The organism is Bacillus mycoides (assembly GCF_001757995.1).
GTDB lineage: Bacteria > Bacillota > Bacilli > Bacillales > Bacillaceae_G > Bacillus_A > Bacillus_A mycoides_B.
In genome coordinates, this window is record NZ_LXLV01000115.1 from 1 (window position 1) to 2,051 (window position 2,051).

General features: G+C 34.7%; 1 protein-coding gene and 1 pseudogene. One reads left to right on the top strand and one right to left on the bottom strand.

The features are described from left to right. Nucleotides 1–645: 645 nt before the first annotated feature. Nucleotides 646–1,401, bottom strand: a complete 756-nt coding sequence (locus BWGOE10_RS29065; RefSeq protein WP_070146020.1) for an SDR family oxidoreductase — start codon at nucleotides 1,399–1,401, stop codon at nucleotides 646–648. Between the two features lie 411 nt (nucleotides 1,402–1,812). On the opposite strand from BWGOE10_RS29065, the pseudogene BWGOE10_RS30815 reads away from it, so the two are divergent. Further along, nucleotides 1,813–2,051, top strand: a pseudogene (locus BWGOE10_RS30815) (IS4 family transposase); the annotation flags it as partial.

A 2,051-nucleotide genomic window follows, 5' to 3' on the forward strand; every position in this document is an offset into this window, starting at 1 on the left:
AGCGGGAGACATATATCGATATAACTCTTCGGCAAATAAAGACAGCTCTTGTTTTTGATGCATATTCATAAAAAGCACGTCACCCTTTCTCATTAACATAAGAGAATAGTAACGTGCTTTTAAGTTTAAAAATAGTCTAAATCCTTAAGTTGATGGATGTGGGGTAGCACCACATTGCTATCAAGCTAACAGAACAGGTTGCCCCCAAAACGAAATTCCTATATTTAAATACAGTATTCCCTATTATTTCCACGGAGACACCCCTTATTTTAAAAGGTTTCTTCGTACCTTCTATTACTCTCTTTAAAAGGAGAATAAAAAATCCTCCCAATTAAATTTGGCAGGATTAGTCGTTATATTATTTATACTCAAATAAGCTATTTTATTAAATAGTGTTACTTTCCTATGGAAAATAGGATGAGTTAATCATCGTCCATCCATCATCTTTGCTGTCATTAATAGTAATATTGTAGTATGGTAATGCTGCATTAGTAAACGAGATGATTTGACTTAGCAACAATCACTAATATTGCAGCAAATATTTTAATATATACTTTCCATGTATATACTACATTTTCGAGATACAGAGCGGTTACAACATACATAAGGACACTCAATACGGCAACTATAAACCCTTTACTTCATTTAACTTCGTAAAAATCCACCTTCTGAGTTCATAACTTGACCAGTAATCCACTTTGCATCGTCACTAGCAAGAAATGCCACTATGCACGCTGCATCTTCTGGCATACCAATACGCCCCATTAAAAATTTAGGCAAAAGGTGGTTTCTAATTTCATCTGTCATCCACGTTGAATCTGTTGGTCCTGGGTTTACCGCATTAATCGTAATTCCTAAAGGAGCAAGTTCCGCTGATAGAGACTTAGTAAAAGCTGCAATTGCTCCTTTTGTTGCAGCATATGCTAATTCCCCAAGCATTGGCCCTAATTCTTGTCCAGATGTCATATTAATAATTCTTCCTTCATCTATATTCGAGTTCTCAAAACGGCGAGCAAATTCCGCACAAAGAAGAAAAGTTGCTCTCATATTAACTGCATAATGGTTATCAAGTATTTGAGCATCTAACTTTGCATATCCATCTCTGTCTGAGTATGCTGCGTTATTAACTAAAATTGAAAGAGTACCAAACTGCTTTGTAACAATATCCATTATTTCAAATGCAGCATTTGTATCTGAGAGATCAATTTCTAGGTTTTCACAGCGGACTCCTAACTCTAAAATCTCTTTTTGAAATTTCTCTGGCCAACTAGCCTCAGACTGCCAATGTGTAAAGAAAATATCTATACCTTGAGAAGCAAATTTACGACATATAGCAGCGCCGATACCTCTTGGATTACTTACTCCTGTTATAAGAGCAACTTTATTTTTTAAATGTGTCATTTCATATTCCCCCTAATAAATAAGCACACGATGATATGTGTAATTAGAGATGTATTATTCTCATCACTAATATAAGCCGATACATAAAGGTATCCGCCTAGTAAATAGAATGATAACACCATGCATTCCTTGAATGATTATTCTTTCAATGAATAGACATACTTCACCCGTATATGTATACATCTCTACCATTATTATACTTTTCTTGCTGGTGATAATCAATATATCCAATTATTAACATGAAATTATTACTAGTAACTATTAGAGGTTCGACTACATTGCTAGCAAGCTAAAGAAATTAATTACTCCAAAACAAAAAAATGTACTATTCTTTCTATAGAATCATAGGAAAGGATGGCGTTTTTTATGTCTGTTTCTGTGTCTGACGAATTAAAACTATTTGCTTAAGAGATTCAAAGTTTTTTATCTCCAAATACCTTACGGGATCTTGCTAGAGATGTTGGTTTTGTACAACGAACCAGTAAATACCAAGCAAAAGATTTAGTCGCTTTATGTGTATGGGTGAGCCAAAATGTAGCTATGACTTCTTTAACTCAGTTATCTAGCTGTTTAGAAGCATCAACAGAAGTACTCATCAGTCCTGAGGGACTGAATCAACGGTTTAATAAGGCGGCCGTCCAACTTTTACA

Coding starts and splice junctions, on each gene's coding strand:
- BWGOE10_RS29065 (WP_070146020.1), bottom strand. CDS start 1,401: ATGACACATTTAAAAAATAAAGTTGCTCTTATAACAGGAGTAAGTAAT.